Below are 24,182 nucleotides of genomic sequence, written 5' to 3'. Positions count from 1 at the left end.
GTCGCCGACTTCGCCGGCGCGGACTTGGCAGCGGTCGCCGTCTTCTTCGCCGCGGTGGTCTTGGCAGCGGTCGCCGACTTCGCCGGCTTGCCGCTCGCGACCAGGTCGCGGAAAGTGCTACCCGCCTTGAACGCTGCGACCGACGTCTTCTTGACCTTTACCGGCTCACCGGTTCGGGGATTCCGTGCGGTACGCGCATTGCGCACTCGCTTCTCGAAAGAGCCGAAGCCGGTGAGGGCCACCTTGTCGCCCTTGGCGACAGCGTTCTGCACCTCGCTGATGAACGCGTCCAGAGCCTGGGTCGCGACCTTCTTGTCACCCAATCGGACAGCGAGCGCCTCGATGAGCTCGGCCTTGTTCACGGTTTTCCTCCCGGACGTGAGAACTGGCCCGTCACGGGCCATTCTGCGCGCACGGTATGCCCTGTGACCTGGAGACACAAACATTCGTGGCAAAAAACCCGTTGTGTCCCAACGAATTCGCCCCTGCCGGGTAACCCGGCAGGGGCGAATTGCTAAAGGACCGTGACCGGCTTGAAAGCGGGACGGCTCTTCTCGTACGCCGTAATCATCTCTTCATGGCGCAGAGTGAGTCCGATGTCGTCGAGGCCTTCCATGAGGCGCCAACGGCTGAAATCGTCGATCGGGAAGCCGTAGGCGGCGTCGTCGACGCGGACCACGCGGCCGTCCAGGTCGACCGTGATCTCCTTCTCCGGCTCGCTCTCGGCGAGGTCCCAGAGGCTTTCGACGATCTTCTGGTCGAGCTGGATCGGGAGCAGGCCCTCCTTGAGGGCGTTGCCCCGGAAGATGTCGCCGAACCGGGAGGCGATGACGGCCTTGAAGCCCCAGTCGCGCAGCGCCCAGACGGCGTGCTGCCGGGACGAGCCGGTGCCGAAGTTCGGGCCGGCCACCAGGATCGTGGCGCCGGCGTGGGCCGGGTTGTGCAGCACGAAGCCCGGGTCCTCGCGCCAGGCGCTGAAGAGGCCGTCCTCGAAGCCGGTGCGGGTGACCCGCTTCAGGTAGACCGCCGGGATGATCTGGTCGGTGTCCACATCGGAGCGGCGCAGCGGCATGATCTTGCCGGCGTGCGTGACGAACTTGTCCATGGTTCTTCCCTCGATCTACAGGTCGGCCGGGGCGGCCAGCCGGCCGACCACGGCGGTGGCGGCGGCGACCTGCGGCGAGACCAGGTGGGTACGCCCACCCTTGCCCTGCCGGCCCTCGAAGTTGCGGTTGGACGTGGAGGCGGCGCGCTGGCCGGGGCTGAGCGTGTCCGGGTTCATGCCGAGACACATCGAGCAGCCGGCGAACCGCCACTCGGCACCGGCCTCGGTGAAGATCTTGTCGAGGCCCTCGGCCTCGGCCTGCTCCCGGACCTGGTACGAGCCCGGGACGATCATCATCCGGACGCCCTCGTGCACCTTGTGCCCGCGGATCACCTCGGCGGCGGCGCGCAGGTCCTCGAGCCGGCCGTTGGTGCATGAGCCGACGAAGACCACGTCGACCGGGACCTCGCGGAACGGGGTGCCGGGGGTGAGGTCCATGTATTCCAGGGCACGCTGGGCGGCGTTGCGCTCGACCTCGTCGAGGAAGTCCTCCGGGGCCGGCACGACGCTGTTGAGCGCGGCGCCCTGGCCCGGGTTGGTGCCCCAGGTGATGAACGGGCTGATCTGCGAGGCGTCCAGGATGATCTCGGTGTCGTACTCAGCGCCCTCATCGGTGGCGAGGGTGCTCCAGTACGCGACCGCGTCGTCCCAGTCGGCGCCCCGCGGCGCGTGCGGGCGGCCCTTGAGGTAGTCGAACGTGGTCTCGTCCGGCGCGATCATGCCGGCCTTGGCGCCCCACTCGATCGACATGTTGCAGATGGTCATCCGGCCCTCCATGGAGAGCTTGCGGATGGCCTCGCCGCGGTACTCCACGATGTGGCCGTTGCCGCCGCCGGTGCCGGTCTGCGTGATCAGGGCGAGGATCAGGTCCTTCGCGCTCGTTCCGGGGGCCAGGTCACCGACGACCGTGACGGCCATCGTCTTCGGCTTGGCCTGCGGCAGCGTCTGGGTGGCGAGCACGTGCTCGACCTCGCTCGTGCCGATGCCGAAGGCGAGCGCGCCGAACGCGCCGTGCGTCGCGGTGTGCGAGTCGCCGCAGACGATCGTCATGCCCGGCTGGGTGAGGCCCAGCTGCGGGCCGATGACGTGCACGATGCCCTGGTTCACGTCGCCGAGCGGGCGGATCTCGACGCCGAACTCGGCGCAGTTCTTCCGCAGCGTCTCGATCTGCGTGCGCGAGACGGTGTCGGCGATCGTGAGCAGCTCGCCGCGGCGGGTGTTGAACGACGGATCCGCGTACCCGGTCGGGGTGTTGTGGTCCTCCGTCGCGAGCGTGAGGTCGGTCCGGCGGACCGGGCGACCGGCCATCCGGAGACCGTCGAACGCCTGCGGGCTGGTGACCTCGTGCAGCAGGTGCAGGTCGATGAAGAGCAGGTCCGGCTCGCCCTCGGCCGTGCGCACCACGTGGTCATCCCAGACCTTCTCGGCCAGGGTCCTGGGTTTCCCGCCCTGGGGAGTGACTCCCACCATCTGGACATCCTAAATTCTGGAATGTATGTTTCGGCTTGTGGGACACAGTATGAGCGGTGTCGGCGTTCTCGACAAGGCGGTGGTCATTCTTGCCGCCTGTGTCGACGGCGCCAGCCTGGCCGAACTCGTCGAGCGCACGAAGCTGCCTCGCGCGACAGCACATCGCCTGGCACAGGCGTTGGAGATCCACCGGATGCTGGTCCGCGACACCCAGGGAAGGTGGCGCCCCGGACCCCGTCTGGGCGAGCTCGCGAACGCCGCGCCCGACGTGTTGCTGACCGCCGCCGAACCCCTGCTGTCCGCATTGCGGGACGCCACCGGGGAGAGCGCGCAGCTCTACCTGCGCCGCGCCGACGAGCGCATCTGCGTGGCCGCGGCCGAGCGCGCGAGCGGTCTCCGGGACACCGTCCCGGTCGGCTCGGTGCTGCCGATGGTGGCCGGCTCCGCCGCGCAGATCCTGCTCGCCTGGGAGCCGCCCGAGGCCGTCATGCCGCTGCTGCCGCGCTGCAAGTTCACCGGCCGCACCCTCGCCGAGGTCCGGCGCCGCGGCTGGGCGCAGAGCGTCGCCGAGCGCGAGCCCGGTGTGGCGAGCGTCTCGGCCCCGATCCGCGACCGGACGGGCCGGGTCATCGCCTCCATCTCGATAAGCGGTCCGATCGAACGTCTCGGCCGCCGTCCCGGCGAACGCCACGCCATGGCAGTAGTCCGAGCCGGCCAACGCCTTTCCGGCCTGTAGAACCCCTTCCCACCGCCCCGAACCCCTCCCTCCTCCCCCCTCCCCGATCTTGTGAATTCGCGCCGGACCGGTCCTGCACAGCCTCACAAGATCGACCGCTCCCCCGCGATCTTGTGACCTCGCGCGGGAACGGGCCTGTGCAGGTTCACAAGATCGCCCTCCTGCCCTGCGATCTTGTGGATTCGTGTGGGAACGGGGCTGTGCGGGTTCACAAGATCGAGGAGGGGGCGCGGGTTTGCGGAATCGGGAAGGGTTGATGCGTGGGCTAGGCTGCCGCCGTGCGGCTCTTCGGGCAGGACGGTCGGCTCTTCGGGCGTGAGGCCGAGTGCTCCGCGCTGGATGCGCTTCTCGCGGGCGCGCGATCCGGGCGCAGCGCGGCCCTGCTGCTGCGCGGCGAGGCGGGTGCGGGCAAGACCGCACTTCTTCGGTACGGGCTGAGCAGGGCGCCCGGTGCGCTGGTGGTGAGCGGCGTCGAGTCCGAGGCGGACTTCCCCTTCGCCGGCCTGCACCGGCTGCTGCTCCCGCTGCTGCCGCACCGCGAACGGCTTCCGGCCGGCCAGCGCGCCGCCCTCGAGGTGGCCTGCGGTCTCGCCGAGGGGCCGCCGCCCGACCTCTACCTGGTCAGCCTCGCGGCGCTGACCCTGCTCGCCGCCTCGCCCCGGCTCTGCGTCGCCGACGACGTGCAGTGGCTCGACCGGGAGTCGGCCCGCGCGCTCGCCTTCGTGGCCCGCCGGCTGCACGCCGAGGGCGTGGTCCTGCTCTTCGGCATGCGCACGGCCGGCGACGACCCGGGCCTGTTCGCCGGGGTGCCGGTCCTCGACGTGGGCGGGCTCACCCGGGACGCCGCGCTGGCGCTGCTCTCCGCGGTCGTCGCCACCGAGATCGACCTGAGCCTGGCCGAGCACATCGCGGAGACCACCGGCGGCAACCCGCTGGCCCTCACCGACCTGGGCCGGGAGCTGACCGCCGACCAGTGGCGGGGCGCCGTGCCGCTGCCCGAGCCGGTGCCGATCGGCAGCCGCCTGGAGAGCCACTACTCGGCGCGGGTCCGCAGCTATTCGCCGGCCACCCGGACCTGGCTGCTGCTCGCGGCGGCCGGGGCGGGCGGCCGCAGCGAGCACCTGCTGGCCGCCGCCCGGCTGCTCGCGGTCACGCCCGAGGACGCCGGGCCGGCCGAGAGCGACCGGCTGGTGGCCGGGTCGCCGCCGGTCGACTTCCGGCATCCGCTGGTCCGGTCCGCGGTCTACGGCGACGCCTCCCCGGCCCGGCGCCGGGCCGTGCACGCCGCGCTGGCCGAGGCGACCACCGACCCGGCCGAGGCGGACCGCCGGGCGTGGCATCTCGCGTCGGCGACCGTGGCGCCGGACGAGGAGGTCGCCGCCGAGCTGGAGCGCCGGGCCGGCCGGGCCGGCGCCCGCGGCGGGTACACCGCCCGGGTCACCTTCCTGAGCCGGGCCGCCGAGCTCACCCCGGACCCGGCGGTCCGCGCCGGCCGGCAGGTCGAGGCGGCCGGCGCCGCGATGGCCGCGGGCGCGCCGGCCCGCGCCCTCTCCCTGCTGGACGTCGTGGAGCGGGAGCGGCTGTCCGGCCCGGTGCTCGGATCGGCGCTGCTCACCCGGGCGCTCGCCACCGTCAACACCGGTGCGCCGACCGGGCTGCGGGACGCCCCCGGCCTCTGCCTCGAGGCGGCCGCGGCGTTCGGCGACGACCACGTCCGGGCCCGCCGGGCCGCCGTGCAGGCCGTCGACCACGCGATCGGGGCGGAACACCTGGGCGGGATCGCCGAGACGGTCGTCGCGGCCGAGGCCGCCCGGCTGGCCGGCACCGACCCGGACGGGCTGGACGGCCTGCTCCTGGCCGGGTACGCGGCGTTCATCCTGGACGGCTACGAGGCGGGCGCGCCGAAGCTGCGGCGGGCGGTGGCCGCCATCGCCGACCCGGCGGTGCCCGACGAGACGCTGCTGCGGCGGTTCGTGGTCGGCGTCAACTACAGCAACCTGCTCTGGGACGACGCCGCCAAGCTGGTCCTGCTCGACCGGGCCGAGGCGGCGGCCCGGCGCACCGGCGCGCTGCACGCCCTCGACCTCGTCCACTTCGTCGGCGCGATGACCGAGGCCACCCTGGGCCGGCTCGACCGCGCCGACCGGCACGACGCCACCGGCCAGCGGATCCGCCGGTCGATCGGCCAGACCGCCGACCAGGAGCAGGTGTGGCGCCACCCCGAGCTGGTCGCGTGGCGGGCCCCGGACGGGTTCCGGGAGACCGTCCCGCACGCGCTCGAGGTCTTCGCGATGCTGAACCTCGGTGGCATGCACTCGGTCACCCTGCTCGCCACGGCCATGCTGGAGAACGCGTCCGGCGCCTACGCGGCGGCCCGGGAGCTGGTCCTGCGCATCGTCGAGCCGGGACGGCCGCGGCGGTACGCGTACGCGCTCCCGGAGCTCGTCGAGGCCGCGCTGCGCTCCGGGGAGCGGGCGGCCGCCGAGGGCGCGCTCGCCGACCTGACGACGGCCGCCCGCAGCAGCGGCACTCCCCTGGCGCTCGGCGTCCTGGAACGCTCCGCGGCCCTGCTGGCCGGTCCGGAGCGGGCCGAGCAGCACTACCGGGACGCGATCGAGCTGCTCGGCGGGACCGCGTCGCACGGCGACCTGGCCCGGGCGCGGCTGCTCTACGGCGAGTGGCTGCGCCGCCGCCGGCGCCGCCGGGACGCGCGGGAGCAGCTGGCCGGGGCGCTCGCGATGTTCGAGGAGGTGGGGGCCTCGGTCTTCGCCGGCCGGGCGCGCCGGGAGTTGGCGGCACTCGGGGAGAGCGTGACCTCCGCCGTACCCATGACCGACGAAACGGCCTTGACCCCCCAGGAGGCCGCCGTGGCGCGCCTGGCTCGCGCCGGGGCCACCAACGGCGAGATCGCTGCGCATCTGTTCCTCAGTGCCAGCACCGTCGACTACCACCTGCGCAAGGTGTTCCGGAAGCTCGGCGTCTCCTCCCGCCGGCAGCTGCGCGAAGCCCTCCGCGACTGAGGCGGCGTGACGGATTCTGCACGGGCGACTACGCATCGCACGTGATTCGCCGCGGGATCGCTCCCATGAGGATCGGAGCAGATTCCATGAGGGGGTACTGAATCGTGAAACCGATCGTTCTGGTCCACGGCTTCTGGGTGACGCCGCGCAGCTGGGAGAACTGGATCGCGCACTACGAGGCCAAGGGCCACCGGGTGATCGCGCCCGGATATCCGGGATTCGAGGTCGAGGTGGAGGCGCTCAACGCCGACCCGTCGCCGATCGTGGACGTGACCGTGCCGCAGATCATCGCCCGGTACGAGGAGGCGATCGGGGAACTGCCCGAGGCGCCGATCATCATCGGTCACTCGGCGGGCGGGGCGTTCACCCAGATCCTGCTCGACCACGGGTTCGGCGCGGCCGGAGTGGCGATGAACTCGGCGCCGACCGAGGGCGTCCGGGTGGTGCCGCTGTCCCAGGTGAAGTCGACGTTCCCGGTGCTCAAGAGCCCGGCGAACCGGCACAAGGCGGTGCCGCTCACCTTCGAGCAGTGGAAGTACGCCTTCACCAACACGTTCACCGAGGAGGAGTCCCGCTACCTGTACGAGCGGTACGCCATCCCGGCCAACGGCGGCATCCTCTGGGGCAGCGTGCTCGCCAACTTCCAGCCCGGCCACCAGGACACCTGGGTCGACTACCACAACGACGACCGGGCGCCGCTGCTCTTCGTCTCGGGCTCCGAGGACCACATCATGCCGCCCGAGGTGCAGCGGTCCAACCACAAGCACTACAAGTCGAACACGATCACCGAGATCCGCGAGTACGAGGGCTACGCCCACCTGCTGCCCGCGCAGAAGGGCTGGGAGCAGATCGCCGACGAGGTGCTGGAGTGGGCCCTGCGGCACGCCCTCCCGGCGAAATGACGCCGCGGATCACCCACATCGGCGGCCCGACCACGCTGATCGAGCTGGACGGTGTGCGGCTGCTCACCGACCCGACGTTCGACGAGCCGGGGCGGCGGTACGCGTTCGGCCTCGGCACGTCATCGGTGAAGACGGCCGGGCCGGCGCTGCGGCCGGACCAGCTGGGCCGGATCGACGCGGTGCTGCTCACCCACGACCACCACGCCGACAATCTGGACGACGCGGGGCGGGCGCTGCTGCCCTCCGTACCGGTCGTGGTGACCACGGCGAGCGGGGCCCGGCGCCTCGGCGGCAACGCCGTCGGCCTGGTCCCCTGGAAGACCACGACCGTCGGCGGACTCGAGATCACCGCGACGCCGGCGCGGCACGGGCCGCCGCTGAGCCGGGCCGTCGTCGGGGACGCCATCGGGTTCGCGCTGCGGCCGGCCGGGGCGTCCTCGGTGGTCTGGATCACCGGGGACACGGTGTTCTTCGGCGGGGTCCGCGAGGTGGCGTCCCGGCTCACCGTCGACACCGCGATCGTCCACCTCGGGAAGGTGCAGTTCGGGCTGACCGGGCCGATCAGGTACACGATGAACGGGCGGGACGCCGCCCGGCTCGTCGAGCTCGTGCGGCCGCGCCGGGTGGTGCCGGTGCACTACGAGGGGTGGTCGCACTTCCAGGAGGGGCGGGCCGGGGCGGAGGCGGCGTTCCCGCCCGCGACCCTCACCTGGCTGGAGCCGGGGGTCGCACGAACCCTCTAGCGGGGCGTCGCGTGATCATGGCTCCGCACGGTGACGTCGGTCATAGCGGCATTCAGTCCGCCCCGGGCCGATCCGCGGCATCCGTCTCCCACGAGCAGAACGGCCCGCACCGGTATCGGTGCGGGCCGTTCTCGCTGTAGTCCCGAAGGGATTCGAACCCTCGCTACCGCCTTGAGAGGGCGGCGTCCTAGGCCGCTAGACGACGGGACCCTTGCCGCCCGGTGACTTCCCCGTGCGGCGGGCTGAACTCTATCAGCCCCCTGCCCCGCACCCGAAATCGGCCGCCGCAGCCCCTCCACGCCAGGAGCAACGGGCTGCGGCCGGCGCCGCCCGCCCGCACACCCCGGGAACGCGAAACGGCCCGCATCAAACGATGCGGGCCGTTCGTGTCTGTAGTCCCGAAGGGATTCGAACCCTCGCTACCGCCTTGAGAGGGCGGCGTCCTAGGCCGCTAGACGACGGGACCAGAACTTCCGAACTCTGCTGAACCTTCGCAGATCCAGCGCTCCCCTCCCTCGCGGGAGGAGCAGCGCTGGGGTACCAGGACTCGAACCTAGACTAACTGAACCAGAATCAGTCGGGCTGCCAATTACCCCATACCCCATTTGGCCCGGCTTGCCGAGCCGTGGAGAACTTTACCCGAGCCCACCCGGCCCGCCAAATCGGGTTACCGAAATAGATCCGCGTGACGTCGCGCCCACTCCTCGTAACCGAGCGCGGGCCGGCCCAGGACATCGGCGACCGTGGATACCGCGCGCTGGGGATGGGCGGCCAGCTGGGCGAGCCCGTCCAGGTACCAGCCTCCGTGCTCGCCCATCACCGACGTGAAGTGCTGGAGGGCGGGGTCGCCGGCGAGCTCGACGTAGGTGAGGTCGCGGCCCAGCGCCCGGCCGATCGCGGCGACCTTCTCGCGACGGGTCAGCGACTCCGGGCCGGTGAGCTCCAGAGAGCGGCCCTCGAAACCGTCGGCGAGCAGCACGTGCGCCGCCACCGCGGCGATGTCCTCCTGGGCGACCGGCGCGTTCGCGGCGTCACCCCAGGCGTCCTTCACGACGTCGCCGGCGCGGATCTGCGGCGCCCAGATGTCGGCGTTCGCCATGAACTCGCCGGGCTCGAGGTGCACCCACGGGACGCCGCACTCCTCGACGGCGTCCTCGACGGCCTGCCAGTGCTCGCCCTTCGCGCCCGCCATGTCGACGATGAGCCGCACCCCCGCCTCGGCCGCCAGCCGGCACACGGCGGGCGCGGTGGCCGGGTGCGGGGCGAGATAGAGACGGTCGACGCCGGCCAGGGCGGCCGGCATGGTCGCGGGCCTGCCGACGAAACCCCGGACCACCTCGACCCCGGGCGGCAGGGCGGCCCGGGCCGGGTCGACGGTGAGGGCGCGGACGTCGGTGGCGCCACGGGCGAGCAGTTCGTCGACGACCATCCGGCCCACGTTGCCGGTGGCGCCCGTCACGAGGATCCTCATTCTCCGTACGCTATACGGAGAATGAGGATCACAACAGGGGCTCAGTCCAGCGCGACGACCGGGTTACGCAGCTCGCCGATGCCCTGGATGCTCACCGAGACGGTGTCGCCCGGGACGATCTGGCTGACGCCGGCCGGCGTGCCGGTGAGGATGATGTCGCCCGGCAGCAGGGTCATGACGTGCGACACGTACGAGATCAGGCTCGGAACGTCGAAGACCATGTCCTTGGTCCGGCCGATCTGGCGGACCTCCAGGTTCTCCGGGTCGCGGCCGACCTCGCAGCGCACCTCGACGTCGCTCACGTCGAGCCCGGTGACGATCCACGGGCCGATCGGGCAGAACGAGTCGAAGCCCTTGGCGCGGGTCCACTGCGGGTCCTTGCGCTGCAGGTCACGCGCGGTCACGTCGTTGCCGACGGTGTAGCCGAAGATCGCCTTCTCGGCGCCGGCGCGGTCGACGCGGCGGGCGCCGGAGACGCCGATCACGACGGCCAGCTCGGCCTCCTCCTCGACCCGCTCGGTGACGCTCGGGATCCGGATGGCGTCGTTCGGGCCGATCACCGAGGTGTTCGGCTTGATGAAGATGAGCGGCTCCTTGGGCACCTCGTTGCCCATCTCGGCCGCGTGGTCGGCATAGTTGCGACCGATTCCGATCACCTTGGTCGGGAAGATCGGCGCCAGCAGCCGTACGTCGGGGAGCGCCCAGCGCTGACCGGTGAAGCGCACCTCCTGGAACGGTGTCGCGTCGATCTCGGCCACCGTAAGGCCCGAGGAACCATCGCCCTCGACGACGCCGAACGAAACTCCACCGGCATGAACAAAGCGGGCGAAACGCACGGTAACCCCATCTCTAGGAACACGGATTGCCCTCGAAATCTACGCCCCCAGCCGCGGGAACGGTTGCAGCGAGAACACCACCTCGATCGGCACCGCGAAGTATTCGGAGATGCGCAGCGCCAGGTGCAGGCTCGGGCTGAACTCGCCGCGCTCGAGATAGCCGACGGTCTGGTAGTGCACGCCGAGCGCGTCCGCGAGCTGCCGGCGCGTGATCCCCCGCTCGGCGCGCAGCATGGCGATCCGGTTGAACGTGACCTCGCTGCCCATCGCTCCCTCAAACGCCCATCCGCGTCATCGCCCGCTCACGACGGGCCGCCACCGCGGACCCGGACTCCCGGCGCGCCATCCGCCGCAGGACGCCCGGCGCGAGCGCCAGCCCGGCCACCGACCAGATCCCTAGCATCACGACCGTCGGGAGATGCCGCCAGGAGCCGCCCAGCTCGGCCGCCACCAGCGCATCGGGCAGGAGTGCCGATCGCAGGCCCAACCCTAGCCAATACATCGGGAAGATCTGGGCGACGCCCTGGAGCCAGCCGGGCAACGCGGTGATCGGGTAGAAGATGCCGGAGATCCCGACCAGGCCGAAGATCGGCAGCATCAGCAGCGAGAGCGTCCGTACGTTGTCGAAGAGCGCCCCGAGCATCGCGCCGATCGGCATGGTCGACAGGAACGCGAGCGGCACCAGCCACAGCAGGGTCAGCGCGCCGCCGGCGCCGAGCTCCAGGCCGTCGCCGATGACGAAGGCGGCGGGGAGCACCACCAGGCAGCTGACCACGCTGACCCCGGCGACCAGCACGCCCTTGCCGACCAGGTATCCGGTCATGCCGTCCGGGGTGGCCTTGGCCCGCAGCAGGGTGCCGTCCTCCCGGTCCATCGCCAGGTACTGCGCCGTCGTCATCACGCCGGCGATCACCACGAGCATGGCGAGCGAGCTGACGAACGTGTGCGCGCCGAGCGCGAAATCGGTGCCGGGCACGGTCGAGCCCCGCATCAGCAGGAGCGTGACGAGCAGCAGCGCCGCGGGCAGCAGGTAGCCGAAGACGTCCTGCGCGTTGGTGAGGGTCTGCCGCAGCTCGACGCCACCCCGGGCCAGGCCGATCCGGATCACCCGGGTCATCACGCTCTCCCCTCCGCGTCGCGGACCAGCCGCATGTACGTCTCCTCGAGGCCGACCGGGCGCACCTCGAGCTCGCCGATCGCCTCGCCGTGCTGGCGGAACAGCTCCCGGACGAAGCCGGTGGCGTCGGCTGCCGAGTGCACGAACCGGCTGCCGTCCCGGGTCCAGCGGATCTCGGTCTCGCCGGCCACCTCGCGGGCCAGCTCGTCGGCCGAGCCGCTCGCCATGATCCGGCCGCCGGCCAGGATGAGGATCCGGTCGGCGAGCTTCTCCGCCTCGTCCAGATCGTGGGTGGTGAGCAGCACCGTGGTGTCCTCCACGTCGGTGAGCCGGTGCACCAGGTCGTGGAACTCGCGCCGGGCCTCCGGGTCGAACCCGACCGTCGGCTCGTCGAGGAAGAGCAGCTCGGGACGGCCGACGATGCCGATCGCGACGTCGAGCCGGCGGCGCTGACCACCGGAGAGCCGGAGGATCTTGGTGTTCGCCGAGGCGGTCAGGCCGACCACGTCGAGCAGCTCGTCCACATTCCACGGTCGCCGATAGCCGGCGTAGTAGGAACCGAGGTGCCGCAGCAGCTCGCCGACCCGCCACTTGCCGTGGTCGCGCCAGGACTGCAGGACCACGCCGAGCCGGGCCCGCCAGCCCTCGTCGCCGCGCTCCGGGTCGGTGCCCAGCACCCGCACGTGACCGGCCGACCGGTGCCGGAAGCCCTCGAGGATCTCGATCGTGGTGGATTTGCCGGCGCCGTTCGGCCCCAGCAGGACGAGCACCTCACCGCGCTCGGCGACGAAGTCGACACCCGTCAGGACCTCCTTGGGTCCGTAGCTCATCCGGAGGTCGCGAGCCTCGACGACAGTTGTCATGTCCAGCACATTATCAACCTTGTAGTAGATGTACTACATACCTGAGCAAGGATGCTCCACCGACGGGCGTGGCGGAACTCATTCGCGCCAAACGGTGATCGTGTTGATCGCCTTGGCTATATACATTGGTGCGATGGGGATCAAGCAGGTGAGGGCACTCACCACCACGCTGCCCTCGGTCACCTGGATTCCCCTCGCCCGGGCGCATGCCGAGCGCGCCGACCAGATGACCGCGGGCCACCGTGCCCGCCGTGCGGCGGGCGAGAAACACGCCATAGAGGACTTCCTCTACGACTACTACAACACCCGCCCGTCCCTGCTGCGCCGCTGGCATCCGGGCGTCGGCGCGGGCCTGTCCCCGGCGCCCGACGGCGTGGCCGAGCACGCCGGGTGGAAGTTCTACGTCACCCATCCGGACGGCGTGGTGGCGCTCGACCACGACGCCTTCCTGGCGGCCCGCGGCGAGAGCATCCGCTACATCCACGGACTGCTCACCGCGACCGCGTCCCGGCCGGTCTTCTCCGGCTGCTTCGGCCTGCACGAGTGGGCCATGGTCTACCGCGATCCCGACCACCGCCACGAGCTGCCGCTGCGCCTCGGCCAGGCGGAGACCGACAAGGTGGTGGAGGGTCACACGATCCGCTGCACCCACTTCGACGCGTTCCGGTTCTTCACGCCCGAGGCGGTCGGCCTGAACCGGCTCCAGCCGACCCGGGCCACCCAGGTCGACCTCGACCAGCCGGGCTGCCTGCACGCCGCCATGGACGTGCACAAGTGGGCGCAGAAGCTCGGCCCCGCCGTGCCGGGCGCGCTGGCCCTCGACTGCTTCGCGCTGGCCGGCGAGATCCGCCTGCTCGACATGCAGGCCAGCCCGTACGACCTGGCCTCCTACGGCCATCCGCCCGTGAAGATCGAAACCCCGGAGGGCAAGGCCGAGTACGTCGCCCGTCAGCGGGAACTGGCCCGCCGGGCCGCCGGGCTCCGCGCTCGCCTCATCCGGGTCTGCGAGGAGCTGCTCGGCCCCGACGCGTCGGCGCAGAACCGGGAAGCGGTGGCACCCTTCAATCAGAGGTAGAGCGGCGGTTCTGCTTCGTCTGGCTGCGGCGCTTCTTCGCCGCGATCCGGCGCTCCACCGCGCCGCGGGACGGCTTCGTCGCCCGGCGCTGGCGCGGCGGCGCGGCGATCGCCCCGGCGATCAGGCCGGCCAGCCGGGCCGCCGCGGCCTCGCGGTTGCGCAGCTGGGAGCGGTGCTCGGACGCGGTGATCGTGAGCACACCCTGGACCAGGCGGGCGCCGAGGCGCTCGGCCGCCCGCTCCTTCAGGGCGGGGGGCAGCAGGTCGGAGCCGAGCACGTCCCAGGACAGCTCGACCCTCGAATCGGTGGTGTTGACGCCCTGACCCCCGGGGCCGCCCGCTCGGGAGAAACGCCACGAGAGTTCGGCCGCCGGGATGGTCAGGCGGTCGTTCACAAGTACGTCCTCCGGCACGCGTCCAGCATCGCACCGTCGGCGATCATGCGCTACGCGGTTATCGATGGGCCGACCGCGTCCGGACGGCGGGCAGTGCATGATAGGTGGGGTGACGTCACCAACCGCACCGGTCGCCACGACCGGGTACCCGTGGCCCATCGAAACAACGCGGCTCTCCAACGGCCTCCGGGTCGTCGTCAGTGAGGACCGGACCGCCCCGGTCGTCTGCGTCAACCTCTGGTACGACGTCGGCTCCCGGCACGAGCCGCCGGGCCAGACCGGGTTCGCGCACCTCTTCGAGCACCTCATGTTCGAGGGCTCGCAGCACGTGAAGAAGACCGAGCACATGAAGCTCGTGCAGGGCAACGGCGGCTCGCTGAACGCGACCACCAACCCGGACCGGACGAACTACTTCGAGACGATGCCCTCCGAGCACCTCGAACTGGCTCTCTGGCTGGAAGCGGACCGGATGGGCGGGCTCGTCCCGGCGCTCACCCAGGAAACCCTGGACAACCAGCGCGAGGTGGTGAAGAACGAGCGCCGCCAGCGGTACGAGAACGTCCCGTACGGCGACGCGTGGCTGCGCCTGCTGCCGCTGCTCTACCCGCAGGGCCACCCGTACCACCACGCCACGATCGGGTCGATGGAGGACCTGAACGCGGCCGCGCTGGAGACGTTCCAGGCCTTCCACCAGCAGTACTACGCGCCGAACAACTGCGTGCTCACGGTGGTCGGCGACACCACGCCGGCCGAGGTCTTCGCGCTGGCCGAGAAATACTTCGGCGGCATCGCCGCGGTGCCGGACATCCCGGCCGCGCCGGACGGCAGCCTGCCCGGCCCGGCGGCCGAGCCGGCCGAGGAGACCGTCACGGCCGAGGTCCCGGCGCCCCGGATCTACCTGTCCTACCGGACCTACCCGTTCGGCGACCCCGGCTACGACGCCGTCACCGTGCTCGCGACCGTGCTGGGCAGCGGCCGGGGCAGCCGGCTCTACCAGCGTCTCGCCGACGGCGCCCGGATCGCCCAGCCGGACTACATCGGGTCGTACGGCGTGGACCTGGCGCACGCCCCCGCGCCGCTGATCATCACGGCCACCGCGAAGGACGGCGTCCCGCTGGAGACGCTCGAGGCCGGCCTCGCCGACGTGGTGCGGAGCCTCATCGACGAGCCGGTCACCGAGGACGAGCTGAACCGGGCGAAGGCACTGCTCACCACGGCCTGGTGGCGCCAGGTCTCCACGGTCGGCGGCCGCGCCGACACCCTCGGGCGGTACGCGACCCAGTTCGGCGACCCGGCCACCGCGGCGGACCGGCTGTCCCGCTGGCTCGCGGTGACCGCCGAGGACGTCGCGAACGCCGCCGCCGAGACCCTGCGCCCCGAGTCCCGGGTCACGCTGCGCTACCTGCCCGAAAGCAAGGACCTGCCCGAGAGCAAGGACCCGGCAGAGGAGAAGAAGGACCTGGCAGAGGAGAAGGACGCATGACCCTCATCACCGAACGTCCCGGCGCCGGCGCGGCCCGCCCGTACGCCTTCCCCTCGGTCCGCCGCGTCGAGAAGCACGGCGGCACCCTGATCGCCGCCCACCTGCCCGGCCAGATCCTGGCCAGCGCGGTCCTGCTGCTCGACGCGTCGGCGGCCCGCGAGGCCGAGGGGCGCGAGGGCACCGCCACGGTGCTCGCCAAGTCGCTGGAGGAGGGCACGAAGAAGCGGGACTCGGCGGCGTACGCGCTCGCTCTGGAGGGCCTGGGCGCCGAGCTCACCCCGTCGGTGGACTGGGACGCGTTCCGGATCGGCGTCTCGGCGCCCGCACCGATGCTGGCCGGGGCCGTACGCCTGGCGGCCGAGGCGGCGCGCACCCCGAAGCTCGATCCGGCCGACGTGGCCCGGGTGCGCGACGACGAGGTGACCGCGCTGCGGATGGACTGGGCCCAGCCCGGCCCGCGGGCCGACGCGGCCCTGCGGCAGGACCTGTTCGGCGCCGACGGCAGGTACTCCCGCCCGCTGCACGGCGACCCGTCCAGCGTCGCCGCGGTGACCGTGGAGGACGTGCTCGCGTTCCACGAGGCGTGGATGCTGCGGCCGGGCGTGCTGCTGGTCGCCGGCGACCTGGACGCGCTCGACCTGGACGCGCTGGCCGAGGCCGCGTTCGCCGGCACGTCCGGCGCCGCGCTCCCGGTGGAGGGCCCGCTCGGCGTGCCGATCCCGGAGCGCGGCCGCACCATCCTGGTGGACCGGCCCGGCTCGGTGCAGTCGACGCTGCGGATCGGGCACCGCGCCCCGGAGCGGGCCACCCCCGACTACGTGGCGATGACGCTCGCCGCCACGGTGCTGGGCGGCGCGTTCACGTCCCGGCTGAACCACCTGATCCGCGAGGTGAAGGGCTACACGTACGGCATCCGGGGCTCGTACGCGATGACCCGGCGGGCCGGCCGTTTCGAGGTGGCCGCCGGGGTGCAGACCGCGGTGACCGGACCGGCGATCGCCGACACGCTCGGCGAGATCCGCCGCACCCAGCAGGAGGGCGTCACCGAGGCCGAGCTCGAGGTGGCGCGCACCTGGCGGGCCGGCCAGCTCTCGGTGGAGATGCAGACCCCGGGGGCGATCGCCGGCGCGCTCGCCACGCTGGTGGTGCACGGCCTGCCGGACGACTACTACGAGACGCTGCGCCGCGAATACCTCGAGGCGACCGTCGAGCAGGTCTCCGAGGCGGCCGGTCGGCACCTGTCGGTGGACGGGCTCACGCTCGTCGTCGAGGGGGACGCCGAGAAGATCGGCGAGGATCTGAAGCAGTTCGACAAGTGACGCCTCCCGGGGCCGTGCCAGATGGGTACGGCCCCGGGCGCCGTCCCGGCAGACAACGGATACCTTCGCGCACATGACGATCACCGACGCGCCCACCGCGACGCGCCCGGCCCATCGCCGCCGGCTCACCCGAACCCTGCTGATCTGGCTGCTGGTCGCGCCGGCCGCGATCTGGTTCGTCATCCGCGGTTTCGGCTTCGAGCGGGACCGGTTCATCCAGCTGATCGCGTTCACCCCGTACGTGGCCCTCTGGTCCGCGATCCCGGCCCTGGTCGCGCTGGTGGCCCGCCGCTGGGCGGCCGCCGCCGTGGCGGTGCTGACCGCGTTCGGCCTCGCGATGGGGGTCGTCCCGCGCGCCCTGCCCAACCTGGACCGCGGGCCGTCGGACGGGACCGCGATCACCGTGATGACCGCGAACCTGCTCTTCGGCGGCGCCGACCCGGCCTCGATCGTGCGGCTGGTCCGGGAGAACGACGTGGCGATCCTGGCCGTCCAGGAGCTCACCGAGCCGGCGGCCGGTGCCCTCGACGCGGCCGGGCTCGGCGATCTCCTGCCGCACCGCTCGGTGAACGCGGAGGCGGGCGCGAGCGGGTCGGGTCTCTACTCCCGGTATCCGATCACCGAACCCGGCTCGTGGCGGACGGACGGCGGCTTCCTGCAGGCCTACGCGACGGTCCGGGTCCCCGGCGCGGTGCCGATCACCAGCGAGTCCGCCCATCCTCTCGCGCCCGCGGTGCCGGAGAGCTTCAGCGGATGGCGGTCCGACCTGGCCGGGCAGCCGGCCGCCGACCCGGACGGCACGCCGCGGATCCTGCTCGGCGACTTCAACGCGACGCTCGACCACAAGCTGCTGCGGGACCTGGTCGGAACCGGTTACCGGGACGCCGCGGACGCCACCGGGAAGGGCTGGATCGGCACCTGGGGGCCCTACGACGGCGACCCGATCCCGCCCGTCACCATCGATCATGTCCTGGCCGACGAGCGGATCGGGATCCGTGACGTCGAAGTGCACGGCGTGACCGGATCCGACCACCGGGCCGTGATCGCGGAACTGACCCTCCCGGAGGCGAGATGATCAGGCCGGTCACCGAAGGCGACGCCGCCGAGCTCGCGGCGCTGCTGGTCGCGAACCGGGACTACCTCGCGCCCTGGGATCCGATCCGCGAGGAGAGCTACTACACCGAGGACGGCCAGCGGCGGATCCTCACCGACCTGCTGCGGGCCGGCACCTCGATCCCCTACGCGATCGTCCGGGACGGCCGGATCGCCGGCCGGGTCAACCTCAACAACGTCGTGCGCGGCCCGTTCCTCTCGGCGAGCCTCGGCTACTGGGTGGCCGAGAGCGACGCCGGCCGCGGCCTGGCGAGCGCCGCCGTCGCCGCGGTCGTCGAGAGGGCCTTCACCGAGCACGGACTGCACCGGGTGGAAGCCGGCACGCTCACCCACAACGTACGGTCGCAGCGGGTCCTCGAACGCAACGGCTTCACCCGGTTCGGCCTGGCCCCTCGCTACCTGCGGATCGCCGGCGAGTGGCAGGACCACGTCCTCTTCCAGCGGCTCAACGAGCCAGACCGTACGTGAGGGCGTCGACGAGCGCGGTCCACGACGCGTCGACGATGTTCTCGTGCACGCCCACTGTCGTCCACTCGCCCCGGCTGTCGCTGGTCTCCAGCAGCACCCGCGTGATCGCGTTGGTGCCGTGGCTGCCCTCCAGGATCCGCACCTTGAAGTCGGTCAGCTCGAACGTCTTGAGCTGCGGGTAGTGGTTGGACAGCGCCGTGCGCAGCGCCTCGTCGAGCGCGTTGACCGGGCCGTTCCCCTCGGCGGTCGCGATGATCCGCTCGCCGTCGACCCGCACCTTCACGGTCGCCTCGGAGATCACCTTGCCGTCCTCGCGGTGCTCGACGAGCACCCGGTAGCTCTCCAGATCGAACGGGCGGGGCACCGCGGCGCCCGGCAACTCGCTGCGGACCAGCAGCTCGAACGACGCGTCGGCGGCCTCGAACGACCAGCCGCCGGCCTCCAGCTCCTTGACCCTGTTGGTCACCGCGGTGGTGGTCTCCGGGTGGCCGGCCAGGTCCAGCCCGAGCTCGGCGCTCTTGAGCTCGATGCTGGCCCGGCCGGCCATCTCCGTCACCAGGATCCGCATGTCGTTGCCGACAACCGACGGGTCGACGTGGTTGTAGAGCAGCGGATCCACCTTGATCGCGCTCGCGTGCAGCCCCGCCTTGTGGGCGAATGCGGCGGCCCCGACGTAGGCCTGGTGGGTGTCGGGGGCGATGTTGGCGATCTCGGCGAGCGCGGTGGAGACCCGCGTCGCCTTCTCCAGGCATCCGTCCGGTAGGACCTTCAGCCCGAGCTTGAGTTGCAGGTTGCTGACCGTGGCGAAGAGGTCGGCGTTGCCGGGCCGCTCGCCGTATCCGTTGGCGGTGCACTGGAAGTGCTTCACGCCCGCCTCGACCGCGGCGACGGTGTTCGCGACGGCGCAGGAGGTGTCGTTCTGGCAGTGGATGCCGAGCCGATCGGCGGAGACACCGGTACGGGCCACCACGTCCTGGACGGCCGCCGTGATCATCGACGGCAGCATGCCGCCGTTGGTGTCGCACATGACCACCCGCTCGGCGCCGGCCTCGAAGGCCGCCCTGACCACCGAGGCGGTGTATTCGGGGTCGTGGCGGAAGCCGTCGAAGAAGTGCTCACAGTCGACGAACGCCCGCCGCCCGTTCGCGACCAGGTGCCGCACGGTGTCCCGGACCATGTTCAGGTTCTCGTCGCCGGTGGTGCGCAGGGCCCGCTCGACGTGCCGGATGTCCGACTTGGCGACCACGCAGACGACCGGGGTCTCGGCGTCCAGCAGCGCCTTCACCTGCGCGTCCCCGGCCACGTCGACGCCCGCCTTGCGGGTCGAGCCGAACGCCACCAGCACCGCGTGCTTGAGCTCCAGCTCGGTCTTGGCCCGCTCGAAGAACTCGGTGTCCTTGGGCATCGCGCCCGGCCAGCCGCCCTCGATGAAACCCACGCCGAACTCGTCGAGCAGACGCGCGACCGCGAGCTTGTCGGCGACCGTGTAGCTGATGCCCTCGCGCTGCCCGCCGTCGCGCAACGTCGTGTCGAACACCTGGTAGTCCATCGGGGAAGTCCTCTCGGGTAGCCACCCACACAACAAAAAGACCCCCCGCGGATGCGGGAGGTCTGCGCGTCGGCTCAGTGCTGTGTCAGCAGCTGCCGGCGCGCTGGGTGCGAATAATCAGCACGGAGTGGGTCACGAGATGAAGCATGCCACTAACCGGGTTCACGGGAAGCGTCGTTCCACTTTTCGAGACTAAGTTGGTCCCGTGGTGGCTGAATCGTATTCACGGAACCTGCCGTTCTCGAAGGCCTACAACTTCCGCGACGTGGGCGGTTACACCGGCCTCGATGGACGGACGGTGCGCTGGCGGCGGCTCTTCCGCGCCGACTCCCTGCACCGCCTCGACGAGCAGGACACGCTCGCCTTCGCCGAGCTCGGCGTCCGCACGGTGATCGACCTCCGCCGGCCCTTCGAGATCGAGAAGTTCGGCCGGGTCGCCGACGAGCACGGCGTCGACTACCGCAACCTGGTCCTGCGGCACGTGGACTGGGAGCAGGTGGAGCACCCCGACGACGTGGTGCACGCGCGCTGGCTCGCCGACCGCTACCTCAACTTCGCCGAGGACGGCCACGAGGCGCTCGCCGACTCGCTGCGGGTGATCGCCGACCCGGCCGCCGGTCCGGTGGTGGTGCACTGCATGGCCGGCAAGGACCGCACCGGCACGGTCTGCGCGCTCGCGCTCTCGCTGCTGGGCGTCGGCGACGAGGAGATCGCCGCGGACTACGCGCTGACCACCGAGGCGATGCGGCCGCTCACCGAGTACCTTCTTCGCACCAACCCGGAGACGATCCTCGGCAACGAGCACATGTTCGACTCGCCACCCGAGGCGATGCTGATGTTCCTGGCCGACCTGCGCGCCCTGCACGGATCGGTGGAGGACTACGCCCGGGAGATCGGGCTCACCGCCGCCGAGATCGCCACGATGCGGGCCCATCTTCTAGAAGCCTGAGACCTTCTCGGGTACGAGGGAAGCGCACGCTCCCCTCGTACCCAAGAAGGGTTTGATCTCTCAGAGGACGCGGTGAACCCAGCCGAACGGGTCCTCGGCGAGGCCCCGCTGAATGTCGACCAGCTGCTTGCGGATGGCCATCGTGACCTCGCCCGGGCCGCCGTCGCCGTTGGTGAACTCGCCGCTCTCGCTCTTCACCACGCCGATCGGGGTGATCACCGCGGCGGTGCCACAGGCGAACGCCTCCCGGACCCGGCCCGAGGCGGTCCCCTCACGCCACTCGTCGAGGCTGATCTGCCGCTCCTCGACCCGGCGGCCGTCCCGCTGCGCCAGCTTGATCACCGAGTCGCGGGTGATGCCCGGCAGGATCGTCCCGGTCAGCGGCGGCGTCACCAGCGTGCCGTCGTCGAGGACCAGGAAGACGTTCATGCCGCCCAGCTCGTCGATGTGTTTCCGCTCCACGGCGTCCAGGTAGACCACCTGGTCGCAGCCGTGCTCGGCGGCCTCGGCCTGCGCCGACAGACCCGCCGCGTAGTTGCCGCCGCACTTGGCCGCGCCGGTGCCGCCGGGCGCCGCACGGGTGAAGTCGGGCGAGACCCAGAGGTTCACCGGCTTCACGCCACCGGAGAAGTACGAGCCGACCGGCGACGCGATCACCAGGTAGAGGTATTCGGTCGCCGGGCGCACGCCGAGGAAGACCTCGCTCGCGTAGGCGAACGGGCGCAGGTAGAGGCTGCCGTCCTCGATCTGCGGGATCCAGTCACGGTCGATCTTGATGATCTCGTGCAGCGACCTGAGGAACGTGTCGACCGGCAGGGCCGGCATCGCCATCCGCTGCGCGGACTGGTTGAACCGGTTCGCGTTGGCGTCCGGCCGGAACATCGCGACGCCGCCGTCCGGAAGCGTGTACGCCTTCAAGCCCTCGAAGATCTCCTGGGCGTAGTGCAGCACGGCGCTGGCCGGGTCCATCGGGATCGGCGCGCGGGCCTCGACGCGGGGCTCGTACCACCCCTTGCCGTCGGCGTAACGGACCGTGACCATGTGGTCGGTGAAGATGCGGCCGAAGCCGGGGTTGGCCAGCAGGGCGGCGCGGTCGGCGTCGCCTACGGGTGCCGGGTTCGGACGGATCTCGAATTCGAGGTTGTCACCACCGCTCATGACAAGCAGACCTGCTTTCTCGCGGGAAAAGTTCGAGGCATGCGGGCACCCGTAGTGCCGCGCATGAAATTTACCCCGAACGGTCGTTAGAACAATGACCGCACGGGGCTTCGCCCCCGGGCTTTCGCCCGGGGGTTTTCGGAAGAGCGCTGCCGGGCTTCGGTCAGACCGCGGCTGCGACGAGGTCGCCGACTTCGGCGGTACGCAGCGCCGCGCCCGGGGTCCGGGACGCGACATGGGCCGCGACCGCCTCGGTTACTCGGCGGGCCTCGTCGTGGCGGCCCAGGTGCTCCAGCAGCAGCGCGCCGGACAGGATGGCGGCGGCCGGGTCGGCGATGCCCTTGCCGGCGATGTCCGGGGCGGAGCCGTGCACCGGCTCGAAGGTCGACGGGTAGCGGCGCTCCGGGTTCACCGAGCCGCTGGCCGCCATGCCGATGCCGCCGGTCACGGCCGCGGCGATGTCGGTGAGGATGTCACCGAAGAGGTTGTCGGTCACGACCACGTCGTAGCGCTGCGGGTTCGACACCATGAACATGCTGGCGGCGTCGATGTGCTGGTACTCCGTGGTGACCTCGGGGTACTCCGCCGCGACGGCGGCGAAGGTGCGCGACCACAGGCTGCCGGCCTTGGTCAGCACGTTCGTCTTGTGCACGAGCGTGAGGTGGCGGCGGTCGCGGCGCTGCGCGCGGGCGAACGCGTCACGGACCACCCGCTCCACGCCGTGCCGGGTGTTCAGGCTCTCCTCGGTGGCGATCTCGGCGGGGGTGTCCTTGTGCAGGACGCCGCCGGCGCCGACGTAGAGACCCTCGGTGCCCTCGCGGACCACCACCATGTCGATCTCGCCGGGCTTCACGCCGGCCAGCGGGCTGGTGGTGCCGGGCCACAGCTTCGAGGGACGGAGATTCACGTACTGGTCGAAGTCGAAGCGGAGCTTCAGCAGCAGGCCGCGCTCGAGGACACCAGGCGGGACGCTCGGGTCGCCGATCGCGCCGAGCAGGATGGCGTCGTGGCCGGCCAGCTCGTCCTGGGTCGACTGCGGCAGAACCTCGCCGGTCCGGTTGTAGAGGCGGGCGCCGAGGTCGTACTCGTGGTATTCCACGCCGGGGAGGACGGCGTCGATCACCTTGCGGGCCTGCGCGGTCACCTCGGTCCCGATGCCGTCACCGGCGACAACCGCGATCCGCGCCACGCTCACCTTGAACTCCCCTATGTCGAGTAACCAGGGGAACCGTACCTCGCTGTCCCGATCATCGGAACGTGCGTCTCATTTTTTGGGCATCTGCGGATTTCCCGGGAAGCGAACAGCCCCCGTGGCCGCGGCAAACGGCACGGGGGCTGATGCGACGAGTACACGTGGTTCGGTCCCGCCGGGTACACACCCCACGACCCCCGCGGTGGACGGCGTCACCCGAAGACGGGTCCACCAGGATCGTGCGGCAGGGACAACGCTAGCGATGCGGACGGAAGGCGCGCAAGAAGCACCCCCCGCGTGTCGGGGCTGGGATTCGGACTCGCGGCCCCCGGTGGTGGCACCATGCGCCGGTGAGTTTCGACCTAGTGGTGTGGGCCATGGCCCCGTCGGCGGCGCCGGAAGCCGTCCGCGACGCGAACGAGCGGTGCGCCCGCGGCGAGCACCCGCAGCGGCCCGCCGATCCCCGAGTCGTCGCCTTCTACGACGCCCTGACCAGCACGTACCCGGACCGTGGCGCGCGCGCCACGGCACCCGGCTCGCCCTGGGCCAGGGCGCCGCTGCACGCCGCGGCCGACCACATCCAGATGCGCCTCGACGAGAACTGCCCGGACGTGGTCCTCGAAACGATCGAGCGACTGGCGGCCGAACTGAATCTCGACCTGCTCGACCTGCAGGACGGCACGGTGTATCCGCCGCCGGCCCGGGTCTGACACTCGTCCACAGAGACGGGTTGTCCACAGCTCCCCACCCGAAGATCAAGGCTAGTCGTCACACTGTCCAGCGGGGGCTTCCCCCTGGGAGGGTGGGCTCTGTGGGGCCTGCTCTGTGGGGGCCTGCTCTGTGGGGGCCTGCTCTGTGGGGGCCTGCTCTGTGGGGGCCGGCTCTGTGAGGGCCGGCTCTGTGAGGGCCGACTCTGCGAGCACCCGCGCGTGGTGGGCACGGCGGGTTGTCGATAACGGTGCGCCCCAACCGGCGCACGCTCCGGCTGAACGTGAGGGCTGGTTTGCCGTCCGATTTGTCGCTCTCCCGTACAGCCAACCCGGCCTGGCTGAACGCCACGGCTGCCACGACACCCGATTTGCCGCACTCCCGTACAGCCAACCCGGCCTGGCTGAACGCCACGGCTGCCACGACGCCCGATTTGCCGCACTCCCGTACAGCCAACCCGGCCTGGCTGAACGCCACGGCTGCCACGACGCCCGATTTGCCGCACACGTAC

Annotated in this window: 24 protein-coding genes and 3 tRNA genes; 12 read left to right on the top strand and 15 right to left on the bottom strand. The window is 71.4% G+C overall.

What is annotated here, in order from left to right; genetic code table 11:
- The 3 genes from AB0G10_RS03085 to leuC all read right to left on the bottom strand — a co-directional run.
- Window positions 1-362 (bottom strand): HU family DNA-binding protein (locus AB0G10_RS03085; protein WP_360915601.1); only part of this gene is annotated, 362 nt, incomplete at its 3' end.
- Between the two features lie 152 nt (window positions 363-514).
- On the bottom strand, window positions 515-1,105 hold the full coding sequence (gene leuD / locus AB0G10_RS03080; protein WP_360915598.1) for a 3-isopropylmalate dehydratase small subunit: 591 nt from the start codon (window positions 1,103-1,105) through the stop codon (window positions 515-517).
- Window positions 1,106-1,120: 15 nt separating this feature from the next.
- Window positions 1,121-2,575 carry a 3-isopropylmalate dehydratase large subunit gene (leuC, locus tag AB0G10_RS03075; protein ID WP_360915595.1) on the bottom strand — a complete coding sequence of 485 codons (1,455 nt, stop codon included), beginning with the start codon at window positions 2,573-2,575 and terminating at the stop codon, window positions 1,121-1,123.
- A gap of 49 nt (window positions 2,576-2,624) precedes the next feature.
- Between leuC and AB0G10_RS03070 the strand changes: the two genes are divergently transcribed.
- The 4 genes from AB0G10_RS03070 (at window position 2,625) to AB0G10_RS03055 (ending at window position 7,976) form a co-directional block, all read left to right on the top strand.
- Window positions 2,625-3,311, top strand: coding sequence for an IclR family transcriptional regulator (locus AB0G10_RS03070; RefSeq protein ID WP_014447202.1), 687 nt, complete (start codon window positions 2,625-2,627; stop codon window positions 3,309-3,311).
- Between the two features lie 278 nt (window positions 3,312-3,589).
- Complete coding sequence (locus AB0G10_RS03065; protein ID WP_360915592.1) at window positions 3,590-6,331, top strand: AAA family ATPase; 2,742 nt, start codon at window positions 3,590-3,592, stop codon at window positions 6,329-6,331.
- Window positions 6,332-6,435: 104 nt separating this feature from the next.
- Window positions 6,436-7,233 (top strand): alpha/beta hydrolase, encoded by a 798-nt coding sequence (locus AB0G10_RS03060; protein ID WP_360915589.1) that lies wholly within the window; start codon window positions 6,436-6,438, stop codon window positions 7,231-7,233.
- Window positions 7,230-7,976: an MBL fold metallo-hydrolase gene (locus AB0G10_RS03055; protein WP_360915585.1), complete on the top strand. Its 747-nt coding sequence runs from the start codon at window positions 7,230-7,232 to the stop codon at window positions 7,974-7,976. The genes AB0G10_RS03060 and AB0G10_RS03055 overlap by 4 nt, the downstream gene beginning before the upstream one ends.
- Window positions 7,977-8,113: 137 nt before the next feature.
- On the opposite strand, the gene AB0G10_RS03050 is transcribed toward AB0G10_RS03055, so the two are convergent.
- From AB0G10_RS03050 to AB0G10_RS03015, 8 genes are all read right to left on the bottom strand, one after another.
- Window positions 8,114-8,186, bottom strand: a tRNA-Glu gene (locus tag AB0G10_RS03050).
- Between the two features lie 183 nt (window positions 8,187-8,369).
- Window positions 8,370-8,442, bottom strand: a tRNA-Glu gene (locus AB0G10_RS03045).
- 66 nt (window positions 8,443-8,508) lie between these two features.
- Window positions 8,509-8,580, bottom strand: a tRNA-Gln gene (locus AB0G10_RS03040).
- A gap of 63 nt (window positions 8,581-8,643) precedes the next feature.
- Window positions 8,644-9,447, bottom strand: a complete 804-nt coding sequence (locus tag AB0G10_RS03035) for an NAD(P)H-binding protein (RefSeq protein ID WP_360915583.1) — start codon at window positions 9,445-9,447, stop codon at window positions 8,644-8,646.
- A gap of 41 nt (window positions 9,448-9,488) precedes the next feature.
- Window positions 9,489-10,283, bottom strand: coding sequence for a fumarylacetoacetate hydrolase family protein (locus AB0G10_RS03030; protein ID WP_360915580.1), 795 nt, complete (start codon window positions 10,281-10,283; stop codon window positions 9,489-9,491).
- A gap of 39 nt (window positions 10,284-10,322) precedes the next feature.
- On the bottom strand, window positions 10,323-10,550 hold the full coding sequence (locus AB0G10_RS03025) for a helix-turn-helix transcriptional regulator (protein ID WP_127543135.1): 228 nt from the start codon (window positions 10,548-10,550) through the stop codon (window positions 10,323-10,325).
- A 7-nt stretch (window positions 10,551-10,557) separates the two neighbouring features.
- Window positions 10,558-11,400: an ABC transporter permease gene (locus tag AB0G10_RS03020; protein ID WP_360915577.1), complete on the bottom strand. Its 843-nt coding sequence runs from the start codon at window positions 11,398-11,400 to the stop codon at window positions 10,558-10,560.
- Entirely contained in the window at window positions 11,400-12,263 is an 864-nt protein-coding gene (locus tag AB0G10_RS03015; RefSeq protein ID WP_360915574.1) for an ABC transporter ATP-binding protein, read from the bottom strand. The genes AB0G10_RS03020 and AB0G10_RS03015 overlap by 1 nt, the downstream gene beginning before the upstream one ends.
- A gap of 133 nt (window positions 12,264-12,396) precedes the next feature.
- Here AB0G10_RS03015 and AB0G10_RS03010 point away from each other — a divergent pair, with 133 nt between their 5' ends.
- Entirely contained in the window at window positions 12,397-13,338 is a 942-nt protein-coding gene (locus AB0G10_RS03010) for a 3-methyladenine DNA glycosylase (RefSeq protein ID WP_360915571.1), read from the top strand.
- Here the strand turns inward: AB0G10_RS03010 and arfB are convergent.
- Entirely contained in the window at window positions 13,325-13,750 is a 426-nt protein-coding gene (gene arfB / locus AB0G10_RS03005; RefSeq protein WP_360915568.1) for an alternative ribosome rescue aminoacyl-tRNA hydrolase ArfB, read from the bottom strand. The two genes, AB0G10_RS03010 and arfB, sit on opposite strands and share 14 nt — an antisense overlap.
- Window positions 13,751-13,829: 79 nt before the next feature.
- Here arfB and AB0G10_RS03000 point away from each other — a divergent pair, with 79 nt between their 5' ends.
- The 4 genes from AB0G10_RS03000 to AB0G10_RS02985 all read left to right on the top strand — a co-directional run bounded on the left by AB0G10_RS03000 (window position 13,830) and on the right by AB0G10_RS02985 (window position 18,115).
- The gene (locus tag AB0G10_RS03000; protein ID WP_360917939.1) at window positions 13,830-15,215 is read left to right on the top strand and encodes a pitrilysin family protein; all 1,386 of its coding nucleotides are present in this window, start codon (window positions 13,830-13,832) and stop codon (window positions 15,213-15,215) included.
- Window positions 15,212-16,534: a pitrilysin family protein gene (locus AB0G10_RS02995; RefSeq protein WP_360915565.1), complete on the top strand. Its 1,323-nt coding sequence runs from the start codon at window positions 15,212-15,214 to the stop codon at window positions 16,532-16,534. Before AB0G10_RS03000 ends, AB0G10_RS02995 begins: the two co-directional genes overlap by 4 nt.
- A 73-nt stretch (window positions 16,535-16,607) precedes the next feature.
- Window positions 16,608-17,609, top strand: coding sequence for an endonuclease/exonuclease/phosphatase family protein (locus tag AB0G10_RS02990; RefSeq protein ID WP_360915562.1), 1,002 nt, complete (start codon window positions 16,608-16,610; stop codon window positions 17,607-17,609).
- Window positions 17,606-18,115, top strand: a complete 510-nt coding sequence (locus AB0G10_RS02985) for a GNAT family N-acetyltransferase (RefSeq protein WP_360915559.1) — start codon at window positions 17,606-17,608, stop codon at window positions 18,113-18,115. The genes AB0G10_RS02990 and AB0G10_RS02985 overlap by 4 nt, the downstream gene beginning before the upstream one ends.
- On the opposite strand, the gene cimA is transcribed toward AB0G10_RS02985, so the two are convergent.
- Entirely contained in the window at window positions 18,093-19,664 is a 1,572-nt protein-coding gene (gene cimA, locus AB0G10_RS02980) for a citramalate synthase (RefSeq protein WP_360915556.1), read from the bottom strand. The two genes, AB0G10_RS02985 and cimA, sit on opposite strands and share 23 nt — an antisense overlap.
- A 205-nt stretch (window positions 19,665-19,869) precedes the next feature.
- Between cimA and AB0G10_RS02975 the strand changes: the two genes are divergently transcribed.
- Entirely contained in the window at window positions 19,870-20,613 is a 744-nt protein-coding gene (locus AB0G10_RS02975) for a tyrosine-protein phosphatase (RefSeq protein ID WP_360915553.1), read from the top strand.
- A gap of 60 nt (window positions 20,614-20,673) precedes the next feature.
- On the opposite strand, the gene AB0G10_RS02970 is transcribed toward AB0G10_RS02975, so the two are convergent.
- Together AB0G10_RS02970 and AB0G10_RS02965 are read right to left on the bottom strand one after the other, a co-directional pair.
- Entirely contained in the window at window positions 20,674-21,771 is a 1,098-nt protein-coding gene (locus tag AB0G10_RS02970; RefSeq protein WP_360915550.1) for a branched-chain amino acid aminotransferase, read from the bottom strand.
- 163 nt (window positions 21,772-21,934) lie between these two features.
- Complete coding sequence (locus AB0G10_RS02965; protein WP_360917938.1) at window positions 21,935-22,960, bottom strand: 3-isopropylmalate dehydrogenase; 1,026 nt, start codon at window positions 22,958-22,960, stop codon at window positions 21,935-21,937.
- 353 nt (window positions 22,961-23,313) lie between these two features.
- Here AB0G10_RS02965 and AB0G10_RS02960 point away from each other — a divergent pair, with 353 nt between their 5' ends.
- Window positions 23,314-23,673 carry a hypothetical protein gene (locus tag AB0G10_RS02960; protein WP_360915547.1) on the top strand — a complete coding sequence of 120 codons (360 nt, stop codon included), beginning with the start codon at window positions 23,314-23,316 and terminating at the stop codon, window positions 23,671-23,673.
- Between the two features lie 236 nt (window positions 23,674-23,909).
- Window positions 23,910-24,182, top strand: a 273-nt coding sequence (locus tag AB0G10_RS02955; protein ID WP_360915544.1) for a hypothetical protein, incomplete at its 3' end; no start/stop codon positions are given.

Origin of the sequence: Actinoplanes sp. NPDC023714, assembly GCF_040639855.1 — a bacterium.
In the GTDB taxonomy this organism is placed as follows: domain Bacteria; phylum Actinomycetota; class Actinomycetes; order Mycobacteriales; family Micromonosporaceae; genus Actinoplanes.
Note: the sequence above shows the minus strand (reverse complement) of the source record. Positions and strands in the feature narration are given on the sequence as shown.